A 22,088-nucleotide genomic window follows, 5' to 3' on the forward strand; every position below is an offset into this window, starting at 1 on the left:
GATAAGTGACCGGAGATGGAGGAGTGTACTATAACTTTTTGAAAAAAATAATCAGCAACAAAAATCTGCTGTAATTATCAAAGGGGATGACATCATAATACTTCTGAACAGATTTCTTCAACCTGCTTAAGGCATTGCTGATCTGGTTGCGTACGGTTTGGTGCGATAAACCTAAAAACTCGGCAATCTGCGGGCCGGTCATGTCCCGCTCGCGGCTGCACAGATACACCTGGCGCATCTTTTCGGGCATATCCGCAATTTCCTGATTTATCAGTAGGTGCAATTCGGCAAGTGAAAGTTTTTGGTCCGTGCTGTGTTCATAAGTTTCCTGTGATTCGGAAACGTCATCTAACGGTCGTGGCTTGATGCTTTGCTTTTTATACCACTTATAGCTCATGTAATTAACAGAAACCATGAGGTAAGCTTCAAGCGCACCATTTACCTGGATAGTATTACGATTTTTCCATATGGATAGAAACAGTTCCTGCACCATATCCATCGCTTCATCCTCGTTTTGCGTTTTCTTTAACGCGAAGGCAATTAACCTATCGGCGTAGCGCTCATAAATCTCCCTGAATGCACCGGCGTTACCGCTCTGCAGTTCAAGTAAAAGTTGTGCATCCGAATATTGTTTCACAAGGGGTATTTTTATAGCATCAAAGTAACGGCACAAATGTTAAGCTAAATTTAAATATATATTAATGCTTTAGAAAACACAGGCTAATAATTGGCACTATTTTTTTAAAATAGATTTTGCCCCCCAAAATAACTTTTATTTCTCAAACAAACCTATACCTTTGCAATTCATCTGATGATTTACAAATGAGCAAAATTATTAAAAGATCGCTGGCACAAGAGATAGCAGAAAAACTGAAAGAACAGATAAGCAGCGGCCATTACCGGGTAAACGACAAGTTGCCTACCGAACCCGAACTAATGGCCGAGTTTGGCGTGGGGCGCTCAAGCATCCGCGAAGCAACTAAAAGTCTGGTACATTTGGGCCTGCTCAGAATCCAGCAGGGTGCAGGGACTTTTGTGGAACGCACAGCCAGTAATCCTGAGCCTATGGAAGCCCGTTTAAAACGTGCCCGCTCTCAGGACCTTGATGAGGTAAGACAATTACTGGAGATGAAAATAGCCGAAAAAGCTGCTATAAACCGTTCGCAAAAAGATATTTTTAACATGAAAAGCCATTTAGAAACCCGGAACAGAACTGCCGAAGCCGGGCTATTGGAAGAGTGTATTGACGCTGATGTTAAATTTCACATCGCTATTGCAGAAGCATCAAAAAACGAGATCCTGAGCGATCTATATAAAACGGCAGCCGTCCATTTAAAAAACTGGTTCACTGAAATCCACCCTGATACGCGCATTTTTATCGAAACCCAGCACCTGCACGAAAAGCTCCTGAAAAACATTCTCGATTGCGATTCGAAACAGGCCTGGAATACCGTTATCGAAATTCATCAATATTAAAAAATTTCATCAAATTCATCTGATGATATAATGTTTTATAATTTAATCTATCACCAATGGAATCTACATCGCCAACAATTTCTGCCACAGAACCTAAAAAATTGGTTCAGCATACTGTGTATTCAATTTTGTTTACTATCAGCTTAGCCCATTTTATTAATGATATGCTGCAATCGGTTATACCGTCCATATACCCGCTTATCAAACAACGGTTTAGCCTTAATTTTACTCAAATAGGGCTTATTACGTTTACTTATCAAATTACAGCCTCTATTTTGCAACCCTTTGTAGGGCTTTATACCGACAAAAAACCAAAGCCATACTCATTGGCAATTGGTATGGGCTTTACTTTATCAGGACTGCTGCTGGCCTCTTTTGCCGGCAACTTTTATATTATGCTGATGGCCGTAAGTCTTATTGGTATTGGCTCATCCATATTTCACCCGGAGTCATCGCGGGTAGCACATTTAGCATCGGGAGGTAAAAAAGGGCTGGCTCAATCTATTTTTCAGCTGGGTGGTAATGCCGGCAGCGCTATTGGACCGCTGCTTGCAGCTCTTATCGTGATCCCTTACGGACAATCAAACGTGATCTGGTTTTGCCTTATCGCCTTCGCCGGAATTTTGGTATTGCTCCGCATAGCTAAATGGTATGCCGAACGCCTCAGTTTTAATGCAAAAAACAAAAATGCTAAAGAAACCGTTCAGTTGAACATCTCCAAAAGAAGGGTGATATTCTCCCTGGGCATTTTGCTGGTGCTTATATTCTCCAAATATTTTTATCTGGCCAGCATCACCAGCTATTATACTTTCTTCCTGATCAATAAGTTCCACTTAAGCATTCAGCAATCACAAATTTATCTGTTTATGTTTTTAGGATCAGTAGCAGCCGGAACATTATTCGGAGGGCCACTGGGCGACCGCTTTGGCCGTAAATATATCATCTGGATTTCGATATTGGGTGTAGCGCCCTTTACCATGCTCCTACCCTACGTGTCATTGTTTTGGACCGGTGTTTTATCTGTGTTTATCGGGCTAATCCTTTCATCAGCATTTTCGGCCATCTTAGTTTACGCAACTGAGTTGGTACCAGGAAAAGTCGGATTGATAGCGGGTTTATTCTTCGGCCTTGCCTTTGGAATGGGCGGTTTAGGCTCCGCAGTGTTGGGTAAAGTTGCAGATATGACCAGTATCAACTATGTATTTAAGATCTGTGCGTATTTACCGCTGATAGGTATTTTCACTGGTTTGCTGCCAAATATTGAAGGAAAGAGGGCGGTGAAGGGTTAAACAAAACAACATAGGCTAATTCAATGCGTCATTGCGAGGAACGAAGCAATCCCCGATTAGCAGAGCAGCTATACAAGTCTCTCTGTACAGTTTGGGATTGCTTCGTACCGCACAATAACCTTCCTCTTATAATTCCCTTACCCAAATATCCCTATAACTGATAGGCTCACTTTTATCGCCATGAGCTTGCAGCTTAATTGGTGAAGCACCATGCTTGCGATATTCAGGCTTGCCGATATACGGGGTATCTCCTATTAATGAGGTATTGTTTTGAACCAACACACCATTATGAATTGCGGTAGCGCGGGCCGCTGATTTCAGTGAACCATCCTCATTAAAACGAGGAGCTGTCCAGATTACGTCGTAGGTTTGCCACTCTCCGGGTTTGCGACAAGCGTTTGCCAGGGGGATAGCTTGTTTGTATAAACTGCCCACCTGCCCGTTCACATAGGTTTTATTATTATAGTTATCAAGCACCTGCAACTCATAACCACCGGCTCCCCATGGCAGGGCCGCCAGGAAAATGCCGCTGTTACCGCGTGCTTGTCCGCTGCCGGTTATGTTTGAAGGGATGCGATATTCAATATGTAACTGAAAATCCATGAATTTACGTTTGGTTTGGATATCGCCTGCGGTTTTATCTACCGTAATAATTTTATTATCAACTTTCCATTTATGACTTGACGTACTATCGTTGGTGGCTACCCATTCGTCGAGGTTTTTACCATCGAACAAAATAATAGCGTCAGAAGGGGCATCGCCCAGAGTTTTACCCGGTGTAACCACCGCCGGTACCGGCGACCAGATCTCGGTATCCTCCGGCTTGGCATTTTGCTGCGCGAATATTGTTAAAGAACAGCCTGCTAATAAAGCAGTAAAAATAAGTTTGCGTTTCATTTTAAAACAATTGATCAGGGTTAAATAATCAGATAACTAATTCATGTTTAGCTGAAAGCCTAAAGCTAAAGGCTGAAAGCTTTTAAGACAAGGCCCTTAGCTTTTTGCTTTAAGCCTTCGCTTCCAGCTTTATTTCGCAAGCGATTTGATCCATAAAGCTATCTTGCGGGCTTCATCTTTAGGTACCTGCGGCATCGGCGGCATCGGTGTTGAATAATCAGGCCAGTGCTCAGGCTTAGGGCTATGGATCAACTGGATAAGCTCGGCCACGCTGTATTTCCGTTTAGCAACATCAACATATGCCGGGCCAACCTGCCTTTTTGTTGCATTATGGCACGACAGACATGTATTTTTCAATAAGATAGGCTGGATCTCGGCATAAGTAGGAATGGCATTTACCGATGCGGCGGATTTTACTGCTGTACCTTTCTTCCCAACAACACCCTTTTTCAGATCAGCTGAAGCTGTTGCTTTTGCCGAATTTACCGTGCTAACTTCTGTCATGGAAAGCTTTTGCCCTTCGGGGATATTGTTTAACGTGTAATATGCTGTTGGATGAACAAGATTAAAATAGTTCTCCTTATCGCGGATAGCCGCAAGCGTAATAGTATGGATGTAATATTTACGCAGGTTATTTACAATCAGGCGTGCTTTCAAACCATCTGCTGATACCTTAACACCTGCTATCGGGCATTTTTCGGTATTCACCGGCGGACTGCCATATACGCCATGGTATTTATAGATATAGCTTTCTACAGAGTATGAAGCAATATCTTCAGCTACTTTCTTATCAACCGGCTTGGTAAACTCTATCTCAAAACCATCGGGCATTGCACGGATAGCACGCATCTCAAACGGAACTTTATTGTTCCATACCAATCGCTGCAAGCCCATAGTGGCCTCCCCGGCAGATCCCCAGCCACGGTTGGTTTCGCCTGTAGCCAATGAACCATCAGGTAACCAGGCCAACCTTACTATGCCCGACTGGAAACCGCTTCTGAAAGCCCAGGCCGCGCCCTGGTATTCGCCGTTAACCTTCTCTAAAAACACCCTGTCAACCATACTTTGGCCCTGGTCGCAGATTAGTAATTGCCCGGCAAAAGGGCCAAATGCGCCTTCAGGGATTTTAACAATTTCGGAGTTGGAGATTCCTAAGATCCCATGCGGTAACCAAACCGCGGGCAGTTGTAATTCAGGGATTTCCTTTTTAGCCTCAAACTCCGTTTTAAATTTTTCATTAACAATATCCTGCGGCTTAACCGGTTGGCCGTTTTTATCAAATTCTATCCTCGGGTTGTTTTTGGCAAAGAATTGCTCGGAAGTGAGTTTTAGCGGCGAGTTAGGTAAACCTGTCCAAACCAGGCTTGAAGGATGCCCCATAAAAGCCCCTTTTTTGATCGGCATGATACTACCTGAACCAACCCAGTCGCCCTGATTATCGGCATACCAAAGTTCGCCATCAATCATGCTGATACCGCAAGGCGAACGCAAGCCTGCCGCCCATGGCGTAACAGTGCCATCTTCCTTAATATTTAAAGCCCAGCCCCGGTAAGGCACAAAGCTTTTCGGGTGCCACCAATCGGGCGGGAAGCCAAGGTTTAAAGTCACAAAGAATGAGCCATCGGGCGCTATCTTAGGCCCAAAGCTATACTCATGATAGTTACCAGATAATGGCCATGCATAAATGGTTTCAAAAACATCGGCCTTACCATCCATATTGGTATCAACCAGCTTGGTCAATTCGCCGCGCTGAACAACGTACAACGCACCATCTTTCCAGGCGGCACCCAGCACCTCATGCAAGCCAGAAGCAAACTTGCGGAAAAAAGGATGCAGACCGGTTGGATTTTCGACCATAAATATATCTCCACGACGGGTAGTTACCGCCAGGGTGCCATTAGGCAGCGTACACAAACCGCCAACTTCCAGAATAGTACCCTCAGGCGCTGGCACTTTCATGATCTTAAAAAAGTCATCCTCTTTAGGCGATTCGGCCTGGGCAAAGGTATTTTTGATATCGCTCAACAGCGCGATAATTATAAGCGTAAATAAAAACGTGCCCTTGTTTATCATTTGTTTTAAAGTATTGTTCATGATCAAGGCAGCTTAAAAAATGATAGAATAGGTTAATTTCTTTTGGATAGGAATAATAAGCTCCTGCTTCCCTCCCGCATCACGAACGACAGGTTTGGCGCCGCCGGCATCATCAATACGGATATAATAGGATTTATCATCAATGACATATAATCCATTGCCAAGTGTTTCGATATTGCCGGACGCCAGGTGATAAAACAGGCCGTCTACTGCATTAGCAAGGGTTATTTCCCGGTGGATGCCTTGCCCTTTATCCATCACACTGCTGGCATCATTTACCGAAGTGCCATAAATATTGTACTTAAATGCAGGAACATCGTCGGCATTCAAAACATAGCCTTTTGGCCTGTACCCTGTACCGGCAGTATCCAAAGCCCAGGCGGCATTTGCATCGCTCAGCTTTTCGATAGCAGGGACAGGTTTGCCAAGATATTGTACAGAACCAGCCGGGCGCGATGAGCCGTCACCCCTGTCATGCCACATGGGTGTGGCATCTAAGAAACCACCACGCCAGAGTTGTACAATCATTCCTTTATCCAAATCGTAAGTGTAATGCAACAGTTCAGGGCTGCCTACATTTACACCATGGGTAACCCTGATACCTCCCGGTAAATCAGAAAAGCTCCGTAATACAGTATTTGAAGTTGCATTAATCAAAATAGGATCAACAGGATCATTGTTGCTTACATTGGCATCGCTCAATAAATACTCGCGGATGCCCGGGCCTGACACCGTAAGCCCTAAAGCCGGCCTGGCCCAGTCGACAGTTTTTGAGTAGAGTAATTCAAACGGATGATCGCCGGGTTGTAACTGGGCCTTACCCTCACCCCTGTTTTCGGTTAACATAACGGCATCGGCGCCGTCAATACGCAACTTGCCTTTACCACCCGGTACATTTAGTTTAAAAACGTATTCACCAGCTTCTTTAATTTGAATACTGCCGGTATAACGGATTAGGAAATCATTGGTAAGCTTACCCTGGTTTGATGATAATACAGGCGAAGTTCCTTCTGATTCGGGTTTTAGTGTCTTATAACTATCTCCCTCAATAACCCCATCTTTATAAACCCAGTATTTCAGGTTTGAAAGTGCAGGGTGAGGCTTGTCAAAACTGGTTATCCTGATGTTCCTGAAAGCTACGGGGCCATGATCGCCCTGCAAACGCAGCGGACCGGTGGCCGCTTCCTTATTGTCAAAAGCCCCGCGGGTTGGCCCGGCAAGCTCAACATTATCCTGGATCAAAACACCATTGAGCCAAACGTAAAGCACCCTGGCGTTGCTGATTTTTTGGCCGTTGCCATCAAAGCGCGGCGCCTGGAACGAAATTTTCATGTGCTGCCACAAACCCGGCGCACGGCTGGCATTTTGCCTTGGCGCATGGCCATCGTAACCTTGCTGACCTTCGGGCTTGCTATCGTCCCAGCGTTCATAAATACCACCGTTGTCTCCCGATTTTGGGTTTACCGTTCCCCAGCTATCCAATAGCTGGATTTCATATCTCCCCTGCAAATAGATGCCGGAATTTGAACCCCTGGCCATCATATAATCAAGCTCAAGATCGGCATCTCCATAAGTGGTTTTGGTAAATAGGTCTTTCGCGTCCTTTTTGCCGGGCAGGTTTACCAAAATCCCGTTGCCGTCTTTAAGGGTTAAAACTTCATCCTGTGCAATATCAGACTGTACGCCGGCTGCTACTTTCCAGTTAGGTGAAGGATTATCAAAAAAAGAAAGATCAGTAAGAGGTACCGTGTTTTGCGCCCTGAGTTGCTGGCAACCCAACAGGCAAACACATACTATCCAAAACTTTTTTCTGCCGAAGAGTTTAGGAGATTGATTAAAGCAATGCATTGATTTTTAATTATAATATGGTTTATTGGCTAAAGCGCATAACAATGCGGCCTTATATTAGCGACGCAAGATAATTAATTTACGCAATCGATTACGAAATATTTTAATCAATTTCCGGTATAATTTCACCCGATGGTAAAACACCTAATTTACAAGCCTTTGATTACCCTTATCATCAAAAACGGTAACGCTTAATATTTTGTCATTAAGCTGTATAAACCTTGCCGACTGCGATAAAAAAGATGAGCCAAAATAAAATTCCTGCCTTGAGGTATTGCCGTTCTTATATTTAATCAGTGCATAAACATCATTGGCCTTAACCGGGATAGTTTTTGTTTTATTTTCTGATCTGAAAACTTTTAAAACATCTTTATGCTGACTGGCGGCCAATATTACCTGCCCATTTTTATCACGGAACTTAACCAGGGCCTTACCATCCCCCGGAATATAAATACCGCTTTGCACAATGCTTAATGGCTTAAAGTTGCCTTTGCCGTCACCTTTCAGCATTAAACCGTTCAGCGCATCATAACGCCCGATGGTAGCATCACTGCCATAATCGTTGCCATTGATAATTACATCGAGGTTTCCATCCCCGTCAAAATCGCCGGTTTCCATACCGTTTAATACCGATACCTGGGCTTCAACCGGCAGCGGGATAGCTGTAAATTTACCATTACCATCATTCCTTAAAAAACATGATTGTAATGTATTAGCTTTCAGCCTCAACGCGCCGCTCCTCTGTTCGGGTGAAAGCACCTCGTCCATAGTTGCCAAAGCGTACGAGCGATAATTGGTAAACTTTTTTCTCATGCTGATCATTTGCTTCAGCATATCATCGCGACCGTACATTGGGTACTCTTTTTTGTCCCCGTTTTGATCGGGTAGGAAAATAGACGGAATCGCGCTGTAGATGCCACTTTTATCAAATTCTTTAGCTGTAATGTAAACAGGATATTGGTCACTGGCTTTGATCAGGCTATTCTCGCCCAAATTCCCGACAATATAATCCGTGCGGCCGGTATGCCTGAAATCTCCGGCCACCAATGAGTTCCACCAACCCAGCTTATTGCCCAGGCCGGATTGAACTGTGGTATTAACAAACTTACCATGTTCATTTTTAAGGAATGTTACCGGCATCCACTCGCCGGCCATGACCAGGTCGGGCCAGCCGTCGTTATCATAATCGGTAAACAAGGCATCGCAAATCATGCCTATGTTTTTCAAAGCCGGGGCTACCTGTGTTGTAACATCCGTAAATTTTGCATGACCATTTTCACTATCGTTCCGCAAAATAAAACTCGAAACCGGGTTGGGGTATTTCCATGGCTCAACTCTTCCTGATACAAACAGGTCGGGCTTGCCATCTTTATTATAATCACAAGCCCGTACGCAAAGTTTGCTGGTGAGGTTTGAAGGCAAAGCATCCGTTGTAAGCGTAAAATTGCCTTTGCCATCATTGATATAAAGCCTGTCCTGGTATTCAGGGCCATTTGCTGCAAATTCGTAACCCCCACTGGCCGCATATAAATCAAGCTTGCCATCACCATTGGCATCAAAAAGCAACAAACCTTCATCTTGAAAATTATGGACAGGATTAATATCGCCTGCTAACAGGTTACGGCGGTTAAATTTGCCATCGGGCATCTGGAAAAAGACCTGCGCCTGATCGTAGGCAGTACCGCCGATGATCAAATCATCAAAGCCATTGCCGTCGATATCGCCCACGGCTAAAGCCGGATTATACTCAGAAAGTTTGTGTGGCAGTAGTTTCTGGATATTAAAATCAAGAAAACCGCTTCCCTTGTTGGTATAATGAATCCCTATGGAATCTGTTATTTCTTTAAATAAAGCGTTCGCGGCTATTTGCGGCTGAACCAGGGAATAAGGGTCCTGAGCATTTTTTATATCAACCTTTATTAACTGATCTGCTTTTAGGTTTGTCAGCTTTTCTCTTTTGCCATTCGGCCATTTGATCAAAACCGAATCTATTGTGGTAACTTTACCCAGACCGAAATGCGCTATACTTTGTACCGATGAAATATATCCCCGGTAGGGATCATTTTCATATACCTGTGTCTTATCCTTATCGTAAAATATCTCGGCCGTAGCACCTAAGCCGTTAATATTTTGCCTATCACCTTTAAAGCTGATTTGCAGGTAGTGGGTTTTATCAAGCTTATTTTTATCATCACGCGATGTATTGCGGTAAACCAGCGCTTCGTCATTGATATTATTAACAACCATATCCATGGCGCCATCGTTATCCAGATCGACATATACAGCCCCGTTTGAAAATGTTGGCAGGTTTAGCCCCCAATCCTTACTCACATCGGTAAAGGTGAGATTGCCGTTATTCGCAAAAGCATAGTTATGCAGCTTAATTTCGGGGATTTGATCCAAAACTTTTTGTTTGGAAGTAACGGCATAGGCCTGCTCACGGTAAGTCATAAAGTCGTGGTCAGACACATCCTTAGGGAAGCCGTTGGTTACGATCATGTCCCGGTAGCCGTCATTATTAAAATCGGTGATCAGCGGTGTCCAGCTCCAGTCGGTTTGGGCAATGCCACTTAAAAAGCTTATTTCGCTAAAAGCGGGAGCGCCAATAGCGCCATTCTGTCCTAAACGCGGCCCCTGGTTTAATTGCAGGGTATTGCGTACGTACTGGTACTGTGTACCATAAATATCAAAGTTTTGATAAGTTTGATAACTATTAGGACCGAGGATCATCTTTTTGCGATAGTTGTCCTCCGGATTCATGTCCAGTTCAACAACATCGGGCAAGCCATCGTTATTGATATCGATAACATCCTGCCCCATAGCGTTGTAGGATGTGTGTTTAAAATACTCTTTAGTGCGATTGGTAAAGGTACCATCATGGTTGTTGATGTACAGGATGTTGTTTGATATAAAATCATCCGATACGTAAATGTCTTTCCACCCGTCGTTGTTAAAATCGACCGTCGTGGCTGCATGGCCGTAACCATCCAGGTTAATACCTGCCTGTGCGGATACATCATGAAACACGCCATGATGTAATTTTTCATCCCAATCGTTACGGTACAACCTGCCCCGGCTATGATTTGCCGTATAATTTGAGTTACCGAATAAATTAGGGTTGTAACTTGCCGTGGCGCTGTTCACAGTAAGGTACATATCCAGGTCGCCATCGTTGTCATAGTCAAAAAAGCTTGCCATGGTTGATTGTGCGCCTGCTTCCAGACCATATTCTGAAGCCTCATTTTTAAAATGAGGAATACCATCGTTGCCTTTCCCCTGGTTAACGTATAGTATATTCCGCCTTTTCAGCGAGTCTTTGGTAATGGTGTTGCAAATGTAAAGGTCCGGTAAACCATCATTGTTGATATCAACTACCGCAATACCCCTTCCCCATCGGCCCGCGCCATTTACACCCGCGGCATCGGTAATATCATCAAACTTAAAATCACCTTTATTAAGATATAGCTTGCTTGCCACCATATTACCTGTAAAGTATAAATCGGGCAGGCCATCGCCATTAAAATCGCCCACCCCTACGCCCCCTCCATTGTAAATATTAACCAGGTCTAACGGGTTAATCGAATCGTTTTCGATGATCTCATTTTTAAAATGAATGCCCGAATGAGATGATGAAACCTGCCGAAAAAGTGAAGCTTTTTTACAGGAGAATAAGGCAGATGAACATAGTATAACGATGGATAAAATTTTCTTCATCAATTAGGGGATTGGTTTATTCTTTAAAGATAATAATTAACACAAAAAGGCTTTCTCCCTGCGGGAGAAGCCTTTTCTGTTAAATGATAACAATATACTAATTACCGTATGCCGGATTTTGAGTTAAATTAGGGTTTAGCCCACGCTCAAGCTGCGGAATAGGATAAAGATCACGACCTACCGGAAGTGATGTATTATACAAGCCATGAAGCTTTAAACCGTTATCTGCATCAAGCTTTGCATCTGCAGTGTTAGGGTTAGGGATCATGTTGGTATTGTTGTCGACTGTACCGTAAGCTTTTTTAATGAATTCGGCAGCTACACCAGCCCTGCGCAGGTTATAAAACACAGAATATTCACCCGAAAGTTCATGCCTGTACTCGCTATAAACCATTTGCAGTGGGTCTGTGATTGGGCTTGAAGCCGAACCGTCATAATTTGCACCATCCTGCATTACAGCCGGCGCAGTGCCGCCCCACGCACGGTCTCTTACCTTTTTAATCGTGGCCAGGCCACCTGCCGCGTCACCTGTACGGATCTGGCACTCGGCTTTATCAAGCAATACTTCGGCATAACGTAACAGTATTTGATTTTGAGCGCCAAAAATTGTTGAATTGCCGGAGTTAGCATCAAGGTTGGGGTCACGCCACATTTTAGCACAGTAGAAACCGGTACGTAAGCCATCACCGTCAGAACCATACCATGGATTGGCATGTGTACCACAGGTATTGATGATCTTACCGTCATCCCCAGTGTATTTAGCTTTTACCTTAGGATCGGAGCTCGCAAAACCTGCTACTACTAAAGGATAAGCTTTAATGCCGCCCCGACCTATAATTCCCGGACTAATGTTCTCATCGCCGGGGCCAATCACTGTTGCCAGTTTACGTTTGTCACCAGCCTGGTATGAATAATATAATCCCGGATTGGCATAATCATAACCGAAGTTTGAAACCTCCTCCGGCCAGCTAAAATCCGAAATCCAGGCTACTTCATTACCTGCACCCCAACTTTGGGTACCTGCTACTGTGAACTGCACCTCAAATATCGACTCAGCATTATTTTGATGGTTGTATTCATTTACATCTATAAAATTAGGCATCAGTGAAAAATGCCCATCCAACTGGTTAAAGTTTGCCAATGCACCGGCGTAATCTTTATTCCACATTTGCGCGGCACCTTCATAAGCTAAAGCAGCACCTTTTGTTGCCCTTCCAAGTTCAGAAGCCGGCAAATCTTCCCTCCATGGTAATAAAGTTGCAGCCTGCTTGGTGTCGGCAATTACCTGTGCAAATACTTGTTCTTGTGTACTTCTTGCTGTTAAACCATCAGTTACTGATTTAAGCTCCAGTGGCACACCGCCAAAACTACCCGCCAGATAGTAATAGGTCATTCCGCGTAAAAAGTAGGCTTCACCAAGCAATCGGTTAGCTAAACTTTCGTCAAGAATCCCTTTGGCTTTCATTTCGGGAATGATTTCAATTGCAGAGTTAGCCCGAGATATACCCACATAAGCACGTTGCCAAAACGTCCTGATCGGGCCAAAATCTGTAGTTATTGCGTAGTAATTATAAAAGCGGTCATTTCCCCAGTTAAAAAAATCATGGGTTTGAAAGTTAGCATAATACCAGATCGACTTTTTTAGCAAGTCGGCATTTTGATAGGTATCATAAATTGAGTTTACAAGCGCTATACCGTCAGATGCTTTATTAAAATAAGCATCTTTAGTGAGCTGTGTATAGCTTGTTTGGTCAAGAAAATTCTTTTTACAGCTCAATGGAACCATAAGTGTGGCACCGAGAGCAATTAGTGTGATATATTTTTTATTGATTTTCATTTCTTTACTGTTTTATCGCTGCCCAATTAGAAAGTTACATTTAAACCAAGTGTATAAAACTTAGATGAAGGGTAATTACCCGCATCAATACCAGATGCTGTTGCACTTCCATTAGCTGTGCCAATTTCAGGATCCAGACCTTTATACCCGGTTATAGTAAACAAATTCTGGGTGGAAAAGTAAATCCTCACTTTTGATAGTGTTAACCTTTTGGTGACGTCAGATGGTAATGTATAACCCAGGGTAAGGTTCCTTAAACGGAGATAGCTACCATCTTCAACATATACACTTGATGGTACATTATTTGCGCTGGTATCATCATTATATGTAAGCCTTGCATAACGGTTTGATGGATTGCTTGGGGTCCAGTGATTAACATAATAATCGTAACCTACGTTTTCAACACCAACAAAACCCGGGGCCTGAAAGCTTTCAAGCGTCCTTTGCTGATAATTCAGGATCTTATTTCCGTAAGAGCCGTAGAAGTATGCGTTAAGATCAAATGCCTTATAGGCAAAATCGAGGTTTAAACCGCCATAAAATTTAGGGATCGGACTACCGAGGCTTGTCCTGTCTGAAGGGGTAACCTGTCCGTCGCCATTAGTGTCCGCATAGTAACGGTCTCCGGGTTGGGTAACGCTTTTCCAGTAATATGGGTTACTTGGGAATTTAGCTGCAGCCGCGGCGTTTAAAGCATTAATTTGCGCCTGCGACTGAAAAATCCCCAGCGATTTATAACCAAAAAATTCACCTACAGCCTGCCCGATATTGGTTTCGCTGAATTGGCCCCAGCCATTACCGTTAAGACCGGTAACCGTGGTAAGGTTATCAATAAAGGTTAAGCTTTTGTTAATGCTAACTAATTTATTCTTAACTGTGGTAAAGGTTAAACCCAAACCATACCTGAAATCATTTACAGTATGGTTATAGTTTACGGCAAATTCAAAACCTTTGTTATTGATTTCACCAACATTTTGGGCCAGGTTTTGGCTAAAGCCAGTTTGTGACGATACAGGAAGGTTTAACAAAAAGTCTTTCGATCTCCTGTTATAATAATCAACTGTAAAAGTAAGCGCGCCATTCAGGAAGGCAGCATCCATACCAATGTCAGTTTGGTAATCAGTTTCCCATCGCAGGTCTGGGTTGGCAGGTTGTGTTGGTGCCAAACCGGGTTGATAAACCTCTCCTGACGAACCATTTTTACCAAATGGATAGCCCACGTTTGTGCCGGTAGTAGCTGCACCACCTGATGAATATAAGGCATTATATTGAAATAATGGAATAGAGCCCTGATTACCAACTTCACCATACCCTCCTCTGAACTTCAGATCAGACAGCCATGCAACGTTTTTCAGGAATGATTCTTCTTTAGCTTTCCAGGCTACGGAACCCGAAGGGAATACACCATATTGATGCCCGTTAGCAAATTTCGACGAACCATCGCGCCTAACGGTACCTGTTACAATATATTTGTCATTGTATTTATAGATTAACCGTCCAAATTGTGAAGCAAAAGTTGTTGTATACTGGCTGCCTGTAACAACAAGATCGTTAACCTGCGCCAGATCCCGAAGGGCATTATTGATCAATTTATCTCCGGTACCTGTCATATACCGGTAGGTATTTGATTGTGCTGAAACACCACCAACAAAGTTAATAGCATGCTTTCCGAAGGTTTTATCATACGATATGGTATTTTCCCATAACCACTCAAAAGTGTTATTAGCGCTTTGCGAATAAACAGAATTTTGATTAGCACCACTTAAACCATATTGCTCCTGCCAGCGAAGGTCTTCCGGTTGAAAGAAGTAACCCGAATAGTCGCTTACGTTTAGGCCCGCATTGGTTTTGATCTTAAGCCCGTCTATAATAGTAGCCTCCAATGAGCTACTTGCCAAAAGGTAATTATTTAGGTTTTTATAATCGTTTTTTTCAATAGTATATAATGGATTGTTCCAGCTTTTTGTGTAAATATTGATCGGGTTATAAAAACCATAGTTCCCATTTTTGTCTTTTATCTGGTTGGTTAACTTATTACCACCATCAAGCGTAGGGATAAGCTCTGTTAATTGCTGCAATGATCCTGAACCAAATGGATTATTTTGATCCTGCCTTGAATACTTAGCACTGGTAGATGATTTAAGCCATTTACTTACGGTATAATCAATATTCATACCCAGGTTTAACCGCTTAAAATATGAACCTAAAACAATCCCCTTTTGGTCATAATAACCAGCTGAAAAGGCAGATTGAATTTTTTCGTTGCCTCCGCGTATACCAAGGTTGTAGCTCTGTTTTGCCCCCTGGCGATAAATTGCATCCTGCCAGTCAACACTGGTTAATGCCGAAGGATTTGCCCATTCAGGCAATTCTGTAAAATTACCTTCAGATGCGTGATCTTCATTGGCCAGGGTTGCCCATTGCTGAGCGTTAAGAACTTTATACTTTTTGGGTTTTGATTGCAATGAACCATAGGCATCTAACGATACCTGCACCCCACCATCCTTCCGACCTTTTTTTGTAGTAATGATGACAACGCCGTTTGCTGCCCTAACACCATAAATAGCTGTTGCCGAAGCATCTTTCAACACATCAATATTAGCTATATCATTAGGATTAACGTTATTTAAGCCTCCGCTGATCGGGTAACCATCAACCACATATAGGGGCTCATTACCATTTGTAGCCAAACTACCTACCCCCCTGATCAATACACTCACGCTGCTACCGGGTGCACCATCATTATTAGTAACCTGTACACCCGCTGCCCGGCCTTGCAAAGCCTGGTCAACGCTGGTCACAGGTACTTTACCTACCTGATCGGCGTTGATTGAACTAATAGCCCCCGTTAAATCTTTACGCTTAGTAGTACCATAACCCACAACAACTACCTCGGTTAGTGTTTTATTATCAGGCACTAATGATACGTTAATAACCGATCTGCCGTTTATGGCAACTTCCTGGTTTAAGAAGCCAACAAAGCTAAAAACAAGTGTTTCATTGTTGCCGGCGGTTATTGAGTAGGTGCCATCGGCCTTTGAACCCGCAGCCTGCGTGCTCCCTTTTATCTTAACGGTAACACCCGGCAAAGGTAGTCCGTTGTCCGAACCGGTGATCTTACCGGTAATCAATTTACTTTGGGCTTGCCCCGACAGGCTTATCAACACAAATGATAAACTTGTACAGAATAAGGCCACAACTTTTTTGATACGTAGTTTTCCTCTCATACGTTTTACTTTAATTTGTTAAAATTGGTTTAAAGCACATGATCACTTCTTAACAGTTGTCGCCAAAGAGATTATATGCTAAGTAAAAGTAGCCAGAGGTAACAATCGATTATAATACGATATGAGTGGTTTTTTGTATTATTTTAACATAACCTAAAAATATAAATTTAAAATTTCAAATAACTAACTATCAATTAGTTAAAACTTAAAAACAAAACCAAAAGCCAATATATTATCGCCATTGTGATAAAATAATACATATCAATGTTAAAATTAAATCACCGAATAAATGTTATTTTAACAATAAAATTGATTTTAATTTTAAAACATTACCCTAACGTTGTGCAGGTTGTATAAACAAAAATGCCTACCAGTTAACACCGGAAGGCATTGATCATTTTTAACTTTTTAAATCCCCTATTTTAGCTTCACAAAATAGATCCTGTTCCTGTCAACCGAATTTGTAGCAGGCAGAATTTTAGCTGCAAAGCCATTTTTACCGTTATCAACAACACCAAAATCGTCGTCATTTGATATAGCGAGGATATTACCGGGCAACAAAGCCAAACCTTCGGCTTTATCATGAGGGTATACCTTTGGCAAGTCTTTAAGTAAATCGAGCACCAGCGATTTGGTAACTGGGGTAATACCGGCTGCCTGTAAACCGGCGGCATCATTAAGCTCTTCAACAGTTTTGGTGTTATATAATTTGCCGTTGGCACCGTTCGCGGGGTCGGAGATATCGGTGGCATTGCTGATATCTATTTTAAATACTTTTTTAAACGTAGCTGGATCGGTAGGCGCACCTCCGAACTTACCATCGCGTTCAATAGTTAAAAATGTAGTGGCATTAACAGCGGTTATATCGCTAACGCCTGTTAATGAAGTATTATCCATAAGGTAAGCATACTGTTTTGTATTGCCCGTTGCAATATCAAAGGTAAGGATGCGCAATACAGTTGAGTTAGCAACCTTTGCTTTAGATGGGTTATACATTGGCGATTGCATCATGCCAACCAGTGTTTTGCCATCGGGTGTGATAGCCAACCCTTCCATACCGCGGTTAGCCCTGCGGGTAGCAAATACGGCCGGGATTTTACGGCCACCGGTTCCTGATCCGTAAGGGTTAATGCGTTCGATGGTTTTACCGCTGGCATCAAAGTGAACAATATGCGGACCGTATTCATCGCTTACCCAAAAAGTACCGTCGGCTGCCAAAACCAAACCTTCCGAATCAATACCATCAGCACTTGGTGATAACTGATTTCCGCTCAGATCAAATGGAATTTCGCCTGAAGCTCCCATTCCGGCGGGGTTTGGTAAACCATTTAATTTCCCGCCGTTGGCATTTTTCAACTCTATGGTTTGTTCCAATACCAGTTTATCATCCTTTAACCTGAACTTACCTATCTGCGGATCAAAGTCTGGTTTACCGATGATGATGGAATTGGCTGTCTGCCCGGCAACGTTTGAACCACGGTCGGTAAGTAGGTAAAACACGTCCTTCTGGTTAGGATCTGCTGCCACTGCCGATCCAAAGCCGCCATTATAAACCTTTACACCGTCGGCAGTGGTGAAAAGGATAGCCGGATTTTGCGCCTCGGCCATATCAGGATAGCTGAATGGGTTTATCTTATTATCATCGTGGCAGGAAGAAAGGATCGCCGCGGATAACGCGATGACGCTAAGGAATTGTTTTTTCATTTGATAAGTGATCGATTAGTTTTACAAAGGAATCGGCCATATGTAAACCTATTGTTAATTCTATAACAATAATTTAACCTACAGGTACAAATTCTATTAAATCTTAACATGTCAACAACTCAACATTTTGCAATATTTATGTTACTTACCAATATCGTTTAAGATAAAACGTATTACCTCATCCGCTTTTTCATATTTTTAACCTTATGAAACATATTTACCATTATACCTGCAACAACCTTTGGAACAAGGCAAGGCCTTTTGTTTTGGGCATGCTGCTTTGCAGCGGCATAGCTTCGGCACAATCAACTAACCCGGTTATTAACAGCATCATGACCGAAGAAACCACCAACTCTCAACTGGAAAAGCTGGCGCATGAGCTGTTTGATGGTATCGGCCCCCGTTTGGTTGGTACGCCGCAAATGAAACAGGCAAACGATTGGGCAGTTGCTAAATACAAAAGCTGGGACATCCAGGCTAAAAACGAAAAATGGGGCGAATGGCGCGGCTGGGAACGAGGGATCTCGCATATTGATATGGTATCGCCAAGGGTAAAATCATTAGAAGGCACGCAACTGGCCTGGAGCCCGGGCATGGGTAAAAAGACCACCACCGCCGAGGTGATTATTTTACCGGACGTGGCTGATTCGGTAGCCTTTCAACAATGGCTCCCCAATGTAAAGGGTAAATTTGTAATGATCTCGATGCTGCAGCCAACGGGCAGGCCCGATGATAACTGGCAGGAGTTTGCGCTGAAGGAATCATTTGACAAAATGAAAGCCGAACGCACCGCCCAAACCGATGCATGGAAAAAACGCATCAGCAAAACCGGGTTTACCAATAAAACTTTGCCTGTAGCATTGGAAAATGCGGGCGCAGCAGGTATCCTGACCAATAACTGGTCGGCCGGGTTTGGGGTTGATAAGATCTTTGCGGCTTATACCAAAATTGTGCCTACGGTTGATATTGCATTGGAAGATTATGGCATGCTTTACCGCCTGAGTGAATCGGGCAACAAGCCGGTGATTAGTATTCATTGCGAATCAAAAGAATTAGGTGTAGTGCCAACCTTTAATACCATTGCCGAAATCAAAGGAAGCGAAAAACCTAATGAGTATGTAATGCTGAGCGCGCACTTTGATTCGTGGGATGGCGGCACGGGTGCTACTGATAATGGTACAGGTACCTTGACCATGATGGAAGCCATGCGCCTGCTGAAAAAATTCTATCCACACCCAAAACGTACCATATTAGTAGGCCATTGGGGCAGCGAAGAGGAAGGCCTGAACGGCTCACGTGCTTTTGTTGAGGACCATCCCGAAATTGTTAGTAATCTGCAAGCCCTGTTTAATCAGGATAATGGTACCGGCCGCGTAGTAAACCTTACCGGGCAGGGTTTTGTGGAAGCTAAGGATTATTTAAGCAGATGGCTTGCCGCTGTACCGGATACGATCAAAAACCGGATCAAAACTGTATTTCCTGGTCAGCCAGGCGGTGGCGGGTCTGATTTTGCATCGTTTGTAGCTGTTGGTGCGCCCGGCTTTTCTTTGGGTTCGCTTAACTGGTCGTACGGGTCATATACCTGGCACACCAACCGCGATACTTATGATAAAGTTGTTTTCGACGATCTGAAAAACAATGCCATTTTAGCCGCCATCATGGTTTATATGGCCAGCGAAGACCCGCAAAAAACCGTTAATACCAAAACCGAAGGCATTAAATGGCCGGCGCAGGTTAAAGCAACGCGCCGCGGCGGATTGGATAAGTAGGCTGAAGATGAGATATAATAAAACGGCCTTATTTACATTCCTGTTGCTGCTCTTAAGCTTTAGTTTGCAGGCACAGGAAAACAATAAAACCAAATTTGTGCATCCTGGTATTTTAAATACCAGGGGCAGTTTGGACCTCATCAGCACACAACTAAAGGCCGGTGATACAATGCGCACCGCAGCCTACCAAAAGGTGCTGGATTTTATTAAAGATCATGAGTACCCGGCGTCGTTCCCATCCACCATCATTGTAGGTTCAAATGGGGCTACATCACCGTCAAAAACGCAGATCAGAAAAGATTGCGAGCTGGTGTACGCCTTTGCATTGGCTTGGGCTGCTACCGGTAACGCTGATTATGCAAAAAAGGCGATAGGCTTACTTAACGGTTGGGCATATGCTTTCAAGGAGTATGGCTTGCTGGAAGGAAAAACCAATCCAAACCAACCCGATTTGGAAGCTTCATGGACTACCCCGTGTTTTGTTGCGGCCGCCGAGATTATCAGGTATTATAAAGTTAAGGGTAAATCAGCGGGATGGACGGCGGCTGACATTGAGCAGTTTAATAAATATCTTATCAATGTAAAGGATAATTACATCAGCAAGATCCCCGATTATAAAAACAACTGGGATGCATCGGCCGGATATGCAAAAATGGCTATCGGTGTGTTTTTAGATCAGGATTCGGTTTATCGTGCTGGGTATGATTTGTTGGTAAAAGAATTGCCCAACATCATTCAGGCAGACGGTACCCTGCCTGAGCTATGCGTTCGTAAAGATTGCGTTCATTATCAATATTCGCTAACGGCCTATGCGTATGCTGCTGCCATCGCCAAAATAAGGGGAGATAGCAGTTTATGGGAGATCGGTTCCAAAAACATCAGTCTTGGCTATGATTTTATGCGGAAAGCCTACGAGCAAAAAACGGGCTGCGATTACTGTAACCTAAACAGCCGAATTTTTCCGGGAGTTGAGGTTGCCTATGGCTACTACGATACCGATAACTTAAAATATTTAAGAGGTTTACAAGCACCGCTTGGCGTCCCTATCGACAATACCTTTTTAGGTTTTACTACCTATACCCATTACAAAGTTAAGGGACTATAAAAACAACCCAACAAAAACGCCGCCCGAAAAAGGCGGCGTTTTTGTTTTATGCTACCGGATGCTTCTCCAGCTCTGGCGTATATTTGCCATCACGGGCTACTGTATTAATATGGGCACGTTCATATAACAGCTTTTGTGCCTCTTCAATATTTTCATCTTTACCGCCCCATTTCTCCAAGGCAGGCTGCTGCACCGCCCTTGAATATGAAAAAGTTAATGCCCAGGGCATTTTATCTTTAAAGCGTACATGCATAGCGTTTAACCGTTCGGAGGCCAGTTCGGGCGATTGCCCGCCCGAAAGGAACGCGATACCGGGCACAGCAGCAGGCACACATCGAAGGAAACAATTGATGGTGGCATCGGCTACCACATCTGCACTATCTTGTTGGGTAGCTTTAATACCAGGCACTATCATATTGGGCTTTAATATCATACCCTCAAAATTTACCCTTTGCTGGTACAACTGGTTAAATACAGCATGCAAAACCTCATTAGTTACTTCAGCACAAGTTTGAAGCGAGTGATCGCCGTCCATTAAAACTTCGGGTTCCACAATGGGCACAACGCCTGCCTCCTGGCAAATAATCGCGTAGCGGGCCAATAGAAAAGCATTGGCTTTGATGCTTCCACTTGTTGGAGTATTTTCACCTATGGTTATAACGGCACGCCATTTGGCAAAACGAGCGCCTGCTTCATAATATCCGGCCAAACGTTCCTGCAAGCCATCGAGGCCCTCAGTGATTTTTTCGCCGGGAAAGCCATCCATATCCCTCGCGCTTTCATCTACCTTAATGCCGGGGATAATGCCCTTCTCCTTCAATATATCTATAAACAGCTTACCGTCCACAGTTCTTTGTTCTATGGTTTCATCAAACAAAATAGCACCGCTAATGGCTTCCTCAAGCCTCGGCGTAGTCACAATCAGCTCGCGATACTTTCGTCGGTACTCTTCCGTTTGCGGGATATTAAGTGCTTTAAAACGTTTGTTACAGGTAGCAGTGCTTTCGTCCATTGCCAAAAGGCCTTTATTACCGGCCATCAGCTGTTTTGCGATATTTTTCAGGCTTTGCAGTTCCATAAGTCATTTGCTTGATTGTTGCTGAATAACACAAGTTAATTCATACTTGT

Annotated in this window: 13 protein-coding genes; 4 read left to right on the forward strand and 9 right to left on the reverse strand. The window is 43.5% G+C overall.

Features of this window, described 5'->3' with window-relative positions:
- Positions 1 to 28: 28 nt before the first annotated feature.
- The gene (locus ACEN82_RS14800) at positions 29 to 637 is read right to left on the reverse strand and encodes an RNA polymerase sigma factor (protein ID WP_413317654.1); all 609 of its coding nucleotides are present in this window, start codon (positions 635 to 637) and stop codon (positions 29 to 31) included.
- A gap of 185 nt (positions 638 to 822) precedes the next feature.
- Here ACEN82_RS14800 and ACEN82_RS14805 point away from each other — a divergent pair, with 185 nt between their 5' ends.
- Together ACEN82_RS14805 and ACEN82_RS14810 are read left to right on the forward strand one after the other, a co-directional pair.
- Positions 823 to 1,476, forward strand: coding sequence for a FadR/GntR family transcriptional regulator (locus ACEN82_RS14805; protein WP_413317656.1), 654 nt, complete (start codon positions 823 to 825; stop codon positions 1,474 to 1,476).
- A gap of 56 nt (positions 1,477 to 1,532) precedes the next feature.
- On the forward strand, positions 1,533 to 2,765 hold the full coding sequence (locus ACEN82_RS14810) for an MFS transporter (protein ID WP_413317658.1): 1,233 nt from the start codon (positions 1,533 to 1,535) through the stop codon (positions 2,763 to 2,765).
- 126 nt (positions 2,766 to 2,891) lie between these two features.
- Here ACEN82_RS14810 and ACEN82_RS14815 read toward each other — a convergent pair whose 3' ends face one another.
- The 7 genes from ACEN82_RS14815 to ACEN82_RS14845 form a co-directional block, all read right to left on the reverse strand.
- The gene (locus ACEN82_RS14815; protein ID WP_413317660.1) at positions 2,892 to 3,662 is read right to left on the reverse strand and encodes a 3-keto-disaccharide hydrolase; all 771 of its coding nucleotides are present in this window, start codon (positions 3,660 to 3,662) and stop codon (positions 2,892 to 2,894) included.
- A gap of 129 nt (positions 3,663 to 3,791) precedes the next feature.
- On the reverse strand, positions 3,792 to 5,756 hold the full coding sequence (locus tag ACEN82_RS14820) for a hypothetical protein (RefSeq protein WP_413317662.1): 1,965 nt from the start codon (positions 5,754 to 5,756) through the stop codon (positions 3,792 to 3,794).
- 12 nt (positions 5,757 to 5,768) lie between these two features.
- Entirely contained in the window at positions 5,769 to 7,604 is a 1,836-nt protein-coding gene (locus ACEN82_RS14825; RefSeq protein WP_413317664.1) for a 3-keto-alpha-glucoside-1,2-lyase-like domain-containing protein, read from the reverse strand.
- Between the two features lie 144 nt (positions 7,605 to 7,748).
- Complete coding sequence (locus ACEN82_RS14830; RefSeq protein ID WP_413317666.1) at positions 7,749 to 11,318, reverse strand: VCBS repeat-containing protein; 3,570 nt, start codon at positions 11,316 to 11,318, stop codon at positions 7,749 to 7,751.
- Between the two features lie 97 nt (positions 11,319 to 11,415).
- On the reverse strand, positions 11,416 to 13,155 hold the full coding sequence (locus ACEN82_RS14835) for a RagB/SusD family nutrient uptake outer membrane protein (RefSeq protein WP_413317668.1): 1,740 nt from the start codon (positions 13,153 to 13,155) through the stop codon (positions 11,416 to 11,418).
- A gap of 26 nt (positions 13,156 to 13,181) precedes the next feature.
- Positions 13,182 to 16,382, reverse strand: coding sequence for a SusC/RagA family TonB-linked outer membrane protein (locus ACEN82_RS14840; RefSeq protein ID WP_188831639.1), 3,201 nt, complete (start codon positions 16,380 to 16,382; stop codon positions 13,182 to 13,184).
- 417 nt (positions 16,383 to 16,799) lie between these two features.
- Positions 16,800 to 18,086 (reverse strand): esterase-like activity of phytase family protein, encoded by a 1,287-nt coding sequence (locus ACEN82_RS14845; protein WP_413317671.1) that lies wholly within the window; start codon positions 18,084 to 18,086, stop codon positions 16,800 to 16,802.
- 206 nt (positions 18,087 to 18,292) lie between these two features.
- Between ACEN82_RS14845 and ACEN82_RS14850 the strand changes: the two genes are divergently transcribed.
- Both ACEN82_RS14850 and ACEN82_RS14855 read left to right on the forward strand, forming a co-directional pair.
- Entirely contained in the window at positions 18,293 to 19,855 is a 1,563-nt protein-coding gene (locus ACEN82_RS14850) for a M20/M25/M40 family metallo-hydrolase (RefSeq protein ID WP_413317673.1), read from the forward strand.
- A 7-nt stretch (positions 19,856 to 19,862) separates the two neighbouring features.
- Positions 19,863 to 20,960, forward strand: a complete 1,098-nt coding sequence (locus ACEN82_RS14855; RefSeq protein ID WP_413317675.1) for an alginate lyase family protein — start codon at positions 19,863 to 19,865, stop codon at positions 20,958 to 20,960.
- A 46-nt stretch (positions 20,961 to 21,006) separates the two neighbouring features.
- Here ACEN82_RS14855 and ACEN82_RS14860 read toward each other — a convergent pair whose 3' ends face one another.
- Positions 21,007 to 22,038, reverse strand: coding sequence for a class I fructose-bisphosphate aldolase (locus tag ACEN82_RS14860; protein ID WP_413317677.1), 1,032 nt, complete (start codon positions 22,036 to 22,038; stop codon positions 21,007 to 21,009).
- Positions 22,039 to 22,088: the final 50 nt, after the last annotated feature.

It is taken from the genome of Mucilaginibacter sp. Mucisp73 (genome assembly GCF_059491465.1).